Here is a 6,974-nt window from a genome sequence, read left to right on the forward strand (position 1 = left end):
GAAAACACTTTTGCGGATATTGCATAAATGAGCGATGCGGGTAATGTGAATTTTCGGGCGCTACAGCTATTCATCGCCGTGTACGACAGCCAGAGCTTTTCCGTGGTGGCGCGACGGGAAGGCGTTTCCCCGTCCATGGTGTCGCGCGTCATTCATCAGCTTGAAGACTCCCTCGGCCAACAGCTGTTTTATCGTAATACCCGCGCAGTGGTGCCCACCGAAGCCGGACGTCTTTTTGCCGAACATGCCAGAGGCATCAGCGAACAGTTCAGCGCCGCCAGACGCGACCTGCAGGATCGGAGCCTTGAGCCTGGGGGGCTGGTGCGAATCAACGCCCCGGTCTACTTTGGCCAGCGCCATATTGCGCCATGGCTACCGGGTCTGAGCGAACGTTATCCACAAATGCAAATTGAGCTGGCGCTGACCGATGATTTTATCGATCCGCATCGGGAGGCGACCGATGTTATTTTCCGCATCGGTAGCCTGCCCGACTCCAGCGTTCATGCCAGAGTGCTGGGGATGCAGCATCACTATCTGGTTGCCGCCCCGCGCTATCTGCAGCGTCGCGGTGTTCCGCAGCGGCCGGAAGATCTTCGCCAGCACAGTACGCTGGTGTACAGCGGTTCAAACGGGCCTAACCGCTGGTTATTTCGCCTCGCGGAAGGCGAATGGGTTCACTATCCGCAAACCCCGCAGCTGGCATCCAATAACGCCGATGCGTTGCTGACCGCCGCGCTGGGCGGCATGGGGGTAATACTTTTTCCCGACTGGATGGTCAACGAAGCCATTGGCGCGGGAAGACTGATTCATTTGATGCCTCATTTCACCGCCGCGATTAGCAGCACGCCTTCGCCAGTGTCGGCGATTTATCCTCACGCTCGCCACCCTTCGCTAAACGTACGGACGGTAATTGACTATTTTGTCGACGTTTTTGGTACGCCTTTATACTGGCAGCGCTAAGCTTTTTTACGCATGAAAATTGTCGTAACGCAAACAATGCGTCTTCCCCGGCGCTGAAGCGGTTTTAACGATTCCTTTACCCTGAGGTTCCTATTATTGTGTTCGCGTTAATACCGAAAACTAATCATTCAACAATGACATATGTTCGGTTTTTACAAGAGCAATTGAACGGAATTATCTATTAAATCCGTAGTTTTATTCACATATCGTTTACTCGAAGCAGTGTATATCGTAATGGCATTCACAAAAGCAAACGGAGCCTGATATGAGCACGTCAAACGATCCATCGAACACCCCATCCGCAGGGAAATGCCCTTTTCACGCCGAAACGCCAACGCCAACGCAGAGCGCGGGCGGTGGTACCGGCAACCGCGACTGGTGGCCCAATCAGCTACGCGTCGATTTGCTGAACCAGCACTCCAATCGCTCTAACCCGCTGGGGGAGAACTTTAACTATCGGGAAGAGTTTAAAAAGCTCGACTATTCAGCGCTGAAAGCCGACCTGCATGCCCTGCTCAATGACTCGCAGGAGTGGTGGCCAGCGGACTGGGGCAGCTATATCGGGCTGTTTATTCGTATGGCATGGCACGGCGCCGGTACCTACCGCACCGTTGACGGTCGCGGCGGCGCCGGACGCGGTCAGCAGCGTTTCGCTCCGCTCAACTCCTGGCCGGATAACGTCAGCCTCGATAAGGCCCGTCGCCTGCTGTGGCCGATAAAACAGAAATACGGTCAGAAAATCTCCTGGGCCGACCTCTATATGCTGGCGGGCAACGTGGCGCTGGAAAATTCCGGCTTCCGTACTTTTGGCTTCGGGGCTGGCCGCGAAGACGTTTGGGAACCGGATCTGGATGTTGACTGGGGTAATGAAACCGAATGGCTGGCTCACCGCCATCCGGAAAGCCTGAATCAGCAGGCCATTGGCGCCACTGAAATGGGTCTGATTTACGTTAACCCGGAAGGCCCCAACGCCAGCGGCGACCCGCTCTCCGCAGCCGCAGCGATTCGCGCTACCTTCGGTAATATGGCGATGAATGATGAAGAGATCGTCGCGCTGATCGCCGGTGGCCATACGCTGGGTAAAACGCACGGTGCTGCGGTGACCACCCACGTAGGCGCAGAGCCGGAAGCGGCGCCGATTGAAGCGCAGGGTCTCGGTTGGGCGAACAGCTACAATAGCGGCGCAGGCGCGGATGCCATCACCTCTGGTCTTGAGGTTGTCTGGACGCAAACGCCGACTCAGTGGAGCAACTACTTCTTAGAAAACCTGTACAAATATGAATGGGTACAAACCCGTAGCCCGGCAGGCGCGATTCAGTTCGAAGCGAAAGACGGCCCCGAAATTATCCCTGATCCTTTTAATCCAGAGATAAAACGTAAGCCGACCATGCTGGTGACTGACCTGACGCTGCGCTTTGACCCGGAATTCGATAAAATTTGCCGTCGCTTCCTTAACGATCCGCAGGCCTTTAACGAGGCTTTCGCCCGCGCGTGGTTTAAACTGATCCATCGCGATATGGGGCCGAAATCCCGCTATATGGGTCCGGAAGTACCGAAAGAAGATTTGATCTGGCAAGACCCGTTACCGGCAGCGATCCACAATCCGGGCGCAGAAGACATCGCCGCGCTGAAAACCGCTATTGCCGATGCTGGTCTGTCGGTCAGCGAGCTGGTTTCCGTGGCATGGGCGTCGGCTTCCACCTTCCGCGGTGGCGATAAACGCGGCGGCGCTAACGGCGCACGTCTGGCGCTGGAACCGCAGAATGCCTGGCCGGTGAACGCTATCGCAACCCGCGTGCTGCCGACCCTGCAGGCGATTCAGCAGGCGTCCGGTAAAGCTTCGCTGGCCGATATTATCGTTCTGGCTGGCGTAGTGGGCATTGAGCAGGCTGCCGTTGCGGCGGGCGTTCAGGTTAGCGTCCCCTTTGCTCCAGGCCGCGTCGATGCGCGCCAGGATCAGACCGATGTCGAAGCGATGGATCTGCTGCAGCCGCTGGCCGATGGTTTCCGCAACTATCGCCGCATTGGCGGCGGCATTTCCACCGAAACGCTGCTGATTGATAAGGCGCAGCAGTTAACGCTGACGGCGCCGGAAATGACGGTACTAGTGGGCGGCCTGCGCGTGCTGGGCGCTAACTTCGACGGCAGCCGTCACGGCGTGTTTACCGACCGCGTGGGCGTATTGAGCAATGATTTCTTCGTCAATCTGCTCGATATGGGCACCGTCTGGAAAGCCGCTGATGAGCACGCTGAGCTGTTTATCGGTCGCGACCGTAAGAGCGGCGAAGAGAAATACACCGCGACCCGCGTTGACCTGGTCTTTGGATCTAACTCCGTCCTGCGTGCGCTGGCAGAAGTGTATGCCTGCAGCGATGCGCGGCAAAAGTTCGTTAGTGACTTTGTCGCCGCATGGACCAAAGTGATGAACCTCGACCGCTTCGATCTGTAACATCTTTACCGGCAGAAATGCACATCCCGGGCCACTGGCCCGGGATCCTCTTATCTAATCCAGATTGTCAGCAGAATAATGATGGCCGCAATAATCGCCACCTGAATAAAGACTTTATCCAGCGATCCTCTGCGCATCGCGCCCCCTTTCAGAACAGGATTTGCCAGATTGCTAACAGCAGCACCAGCAAACCCATCAGGAAAAATATCAGCGCGATGATGGTGTCCGGAGAACGATTCATCTCTGCGCCTCCTTATCATCAGAACCACTGACCGAAACGTTTGATATAGAAACGCTTCATGCCCTGCGCTACCAGGCAATAGCTGAGCAGCGTCGCGACCAGCCATGGGAAGTAGCTCAGCGGTAGCGGCTCCAGTCCGACCATCGCTCCCAGCGGCGAGAACGGAATGTAGATCCCGATAGCCATAATCACCGCGGTGGTGAGCAGCACCGGCAAGGTCGCCCGGCTCTGGATAAACGGAATTTTCTGCGTTCTCAGCATATGCACCACCAGCGTTTGCGACAGCAGTCCTTCAATAAACCACCCGGACTGGAACAGCGCCTGGGCTTCGACGTGATTTGCTGCAAACACGTACCACATCAGCGCGAAGGTGGTGATATCAAAAATGGACGAGGTTGGGCCAATCCACAGCATAAAACGGCCGATATTCTTCGCATCCCACTTACGCGGCTTGCGCAGAAACTCTTTGTCCATTTTGTCCCACGGCAGCGAGAGCTGGGAGAGATCGTACATCAGGTTCTGAATCAGCAGATGAATCGCCAGCATCGGCAGGAACGGAATAAACGCGCTGGCCACCAGTACCGAGAAGACGTTGCCGAAGTTAGAACTGGCAGTCATATTCAGGTACTTAATGATATTGCCGAACGTCTCACGTCCTTTGATCACCCCTTCTTCCAGCACCATCAGATCCTTTTCCAGCAGGATGATATCCGATGCCTCTTTGGCGATATCCGCCGCGCTGTCAACCGAAATGCCGACGTCCGCATCGCGCAGGGCTGGCGCATCGTTGATGCCGTCGCCGAGAAAGCCGACGGTGTGGCCGTTTTTCTGCAGCGTTTTCAGGATGCGCGACTTCTGCAGCGGCGTCAGCTTCGCGAATACCGAGCGCGTTTCCACTTCTCGCTCCAGGTCGCGATCCGTCATCGCTTCAATCTGGGCGCCGGTCAGAATACCGTGGGCATCGATGCCCACTTCCAGGCAAATACGCGCCGTAACCACCGGGTTATCGCCGGTCAGCACTTTCACCGCCACGCCGTTATCGCGCAGCGCGGTAATGGCTTTTCCCGCGCTCTCTTTCGGCGGATCGAGGAAAGTCAGCATCCCTTCAACCGTCAATCCCTGCTCATCGGCGGTGCATAGCGGCGTGGTCAGCGCGGAGTCATCCAGCTTGCGGGTTGCGACCAGCAGCACGCGGAAGCCCTGGGCGTTATAGTCCTTCGTTTTGGCTAACAGCAGATCGCGTCGGGTTTCATCCAGCGCCACAACGTTATCGCCTTCACGAAGATGCGTGGCGACCATCAGCATCTCTTCGACCGCGCCTTTGCAGATCAGGCTTTTGTCACCGTGGCGGACATCTTCCACCGACACCGAGACCCGACGGCGGACAAAATCAAACGGCAGTTCATCAAGTTTGACAAAACGCTCTTTGGTCGCTGGCGCAATCCGCCCCTCGCCAAAGCGCAGCACCGCCCGGTCCATCAGGTTGCGCGCCCCGCTCTGGCTGCTACTGTTAAGCCAGGCCAGCGTCAGCACCCGGTCGCTCTCATGACCGCTGACATCAAGGTGATGCTCAAGGATGATATTGTCCTGAGTTAACGTACCGGTTTTATCGGTACACAGCACGTCCATAGCGCCAAAGTTCTGGATGGCGTTCAGCCGCTTGACGATCACTTTGCGCCGCGACATGGCGATAGCGCCTTTCGCCAGGTTGGAGCTGACGATCATCGGCAGCATTTCCGGCGTCAGGCCAACCGCTACCGCCAGGGCGAACAGCGAGGCTTCAACCCAATCACCTTTGCTGAAGCCGTTAATCAGCAGCACAATCGGTACCATCACCAGCATAAAGCGGATCAGCAGCCAGCTAACGCTGTTTACCCCGCGGTCGAACGCCGTCTGAGTACGCGTGCCGACGATGGATTTCGCCAGCGAACCAAACCAGGTACGGTTTCCGGTGGCCACCACCACCGCCTGTGCCCTGCCGCTGGTCACGTTAGTGCCCATCAGACAGATATTGCCCATCTCCAGCAGGCTTTTATCTTTGTTCGGCTCGGGAAGCCTGTCGCATCCTTTACCGGAAACGCTGGCCAGAACGTCATACTTTTCAACCGGCAGCGACTCGCCGCTGAGTATCGACTGGCTGACAAACAGGTCCCGGGATTCCAGCAGGCGGACGTCTGCCGGAACCAGATCCCCCGCCGCCAGGAAGATGATATCCCCGGGCACCAGCTCCTCAATGGCAATTTCTTCCTGCACCGGCCCCATATTCCCGGGACCGCGACGCAGCACCGTCGCCGTGGTGCGGACCATGGATTTCAGCGCCTGCGCCGCTTTATTGGTGCGAAACTCCTGCCAGAAACGCAATAACCCGCTCAGGCTAACCATCGTGACGATAATGATGATCCCGGTCAGATCGGTCTCTTCGCCGTTACGCAGCGGTAGCCAGTAATCGGTCACGAAGCTGACGGCGGCCAGCGCCATCAGGACATAGATAAACGGGTTATTGAATGCCTGCAAAAGCTGGATCAACGCCGGCGGCGCCTGCTCATGCGCCACTTCATTGCGGCCGTATTCATCCAGTCGTTCAAGGGCATCTTCGGTGGTGAGCCCGTGGCGACTGCTGTTTAACCGCGCCAGCGTATGATCCGGACTGTTAAATGCCTCGGTTTCAATGGCGAAGCTTTTTTTATGCTGCTTATCATTTTCTGACGCAGACCGGTTTATTTTCCGGTTTTCTATTTTCATGTCAGTCATGATTAATCCTCAAATTTAAGACGTCGTTATCCCTGCATAAATGACTTATGCATAATTCATTTTTACGTTATTAAACGCTTATTACTTTAATCGCCTGGGAATATCCATCATTCCCTCCTTAGACAAATGATTGTCAGAGTGAAATAGTCACGAGGTTAACTCCCCTCGACGCACCAGCGGACTGACGTAATGTTTTCGTCCCCGCCAATTCTTGTCATAATGAGATCTCGCGCTTTTCGACAGTCGGTATTTCCCACCAGTTCGATGCGGATTTCTTTATGCCCTTGTTCTTTTGCTGCTGTCGACACCAGTCCCTGAAGGCTGAGCGTCATCTCTTTACTGATATTAAGCAATAGCTGACGAATCGCGTTTTCATATTCGCTTTGACAGACAATATTCAGAACGTAGCATTTCTCTTCTTCTGTCGCGCCGGGGATCTGATTAATTCTCTGCGCCGCTTCGCGCAGTAGAATATTGGCGCAGAGGATTATCAGCGTTGCCGCCGCTGCTTGCCAGAACTGGCCTAAACCGCAGAGTACACCAATCGCCGCAGAGCACCACAGGGTTGCGGCG

General features: G+C 55.9%; 5 protein-coding genes and 1 pseudogene. 2 read left to right on the plus strand and 4 right to left on the minus strand.

What is annotated here, in order from left to right; all coding sequences use genetic code 11:
* Positions 1-27: 27 nt before the first annotated feature.
* On the plus strand, positions 28-960 hold the full coding sequence (locus KO1_RS25410; protein ID WP_024274157.1) for a LysR family transcriptional regulator: 933 nt from the start codon (positions 28-30) through the stop codon (positions 958-960).
* A gap of 265 nt (positions 961-1,225) precedes the next feature.
* Complete coding sequence (gene katG, locus KO1_RS25415) at positions 1,226-3,409, plus strand: catalase/peroxidase HPI (RefSeq protein ID WP_024274156.1); 2,184 nt, start codon at positions 1,226-1,228, stop codon at positions 3,407-3,409.
* A 50-nt stretch (positions 3,410-3,459) separates the two neighbouring features.
* Here katG and mgtU read toward each other — a convergent pair whose 3' ends face one another.
* The 4 genes and pseudogenes from mgtU to KO1_RS25425 form a co-directional block, all read right to left on the minus strand.
* Positions 3,460-3,546, minus strand: a complete 87-nt coding sequence (gene mgtU, locus KO1_RS28855; protein ID WP_251009858.1) for a magnesium transporter protection protein MgtU — start codon at positions 3,544-3,546, stop codon at positions 3,460-3,462.
* 11 nt (positions 3,547-3,557) lie between these two features.
* Positions 3,558-3,650, minus strand: a complete 93-nt coding sequence (gene mgtR, locus KO1_RS28370) for a protein MgtR (RefSeq protein WP_004101989.1) — start codon at positions 3,648-3,650, stop codon at positions 3,558-3,560.
* Between the two features lie 18 nt (positions 3,651-3,668).
* Positions 3,669-6,401: a magnesium-translocating P-type ATPase gene (gene mgtA / locus KO1_RS25420; RefSeq protein WP_004101988.1), complete on the minus strand. Its 2,733-nt coding sequence runs from the start codon at positions 6,399-6,401 to the stop codon at positions 3,669-3,671.
* Between the two features lie 155 nt (positions 6,402-6,556).
* Positions 6,557-6,974: pseudogene (locus KO1_RS25425) on the minus strand (MgtC/SapB family protein); the annotation flags it as partial.

The sequence above is a fragment of the Klebsiella oxytoca NBRC 105695 genome, assembly GCF_001598695.1.
In the GTDB taxonomy this organism is placed as follows: Bacteria; Pseudomonadota; Gammaproteobacteria; order Enterobacterales; family Enterobacteriaceae; genus Klebsiella; species Klebsiella oxytoca.

Excerpts from the sequence above, each read along its gene's own strand:
- mgtU (WP_251009858.1), bottom strand. The coding sequence starts at position 3,546 with ATGCGCAGAGGATCGCTGGATAAAGTCTTTATTCAGGTGGCGATTATT.
- katG (WP_024274156.1), top strand. The coding sequence starts at position 1,226 with ATGAGCACGTCAAACGATCCATCGAACACCCCATCCGCAGGGAAATGC.
- mgtR (WP_004101989.1), bottom strand. The coding sequence starts at position 3,650 with ATGAATCGTTCTCCGGACACCATCATCGCGCTGATATTTTTCCTGATG.
- mgtA (WP_004101988.1), bottom strand. The coding sequence starts at position 6,401 with ATGACTGACATGAAAATAGAAAACCGGAAAATAAACCGGTCTGCGTCA.
- KO1_RS25410 (WP_024274157.1), top strand. The coding sequence starts at position 28 with ATGAGCGATGCGGGTAATGTGAATTTTCGGGCGCTACAGCTATTCATC.